The sequence below is a fragment of the Ligilactobacillus ubinensis genome (assembly GCF_024160875.1).
In the GTDB taxonomy this organism is placed as follows: Bacteria; Bacillota; Bacilli; order Lactobacillales; family Lactobacillaceae; genus Ligilactobacillus; species Ligilactobacillus ubinensis.
In genome coordinates this window covers 1-227 of record NZ_JAIULA010000076.1, presented here as the reverse complement: position 1 = coordinate 227, position 227 = coordinate 1, and the positions used below count along the sequence as shown (strand labels likewise).

General features: G+C 33.9%; 1 protein-coding gene. It reads left to right on the top strand.

What is annotated here, in order from left to right:
- Positions 1 to 227: IS200/IS605 family transposase (tnpA, locus tag LB941_RS12445; protein WP_253362280.1), on the top strand; the 227-nt coding region annotated here is incomplete at both ends.

Below are 227 nucleotides of genomic sequence, written 5' to 3'. Positions count from 1 at the left end.
TGCCACAAGATGGTAATAGCTTATCACATACAAGATGGAATTGTAAGTATCACATTGTTTTTACACCAAAATATCGATGGAAAAATATTTATGGTGAATTAAAGAAAGATATTGGCCGAATTCTACGTCGATTGTGTGAATTGAAAGATGTTGAAATTATAGAGGCTCATGCAATGCCAGACCATATTCATATGTTAGTGCGTATTCCACCTAAGATGAGTGTTTCA